Here is a 232-nt window from a genome sequence, read left to right on the forward strand (position 1 = left end):
CGTTACTTTTGCAGAAACGCGCCGGTTTTCAGGCGGTCGCAATGAAAGTCGACGTCAGGCTGCGCGCTATGCACTGTCCCGGATCGAACATTATTTTAGCGCGCTCGGATCAAGGCGCTAAGTTCGCGGCTGCTCCCTCTCTGGCAGAAGGAAGGCGAGGAGCGGTTAAGGGATATATCAGGCTTGGGGACCGGTATGGAGGGCAACATGGCGGTCGATCAAACAGCGTTCG

The 232-nt window shown here is 56.9% G+C and carries 1 pseudogene; it reads left to right on the forward strand.

The features are described 5' to 3' along the window. Positions 1-121 (forward strand): annotated as a pseudogene (locus tag SB822_RS61300) (ompetence-damaged protein); the annotation flags it as partial. Positions 122-232 lie beyond the last annotated feature (111 nt).

The sequence above is a fragment of the Paraburkholderia sp. SIMBA_054 genome, from assembly GCF_046534875.1.
Classification (GTDB): domain Bacteria; phylum Pseudomonadota; class Gammaproteobacteria; order Burkholderiales; family Burkholderiaceae; genus Paraburkholderia; species Paraburkholderia hospita.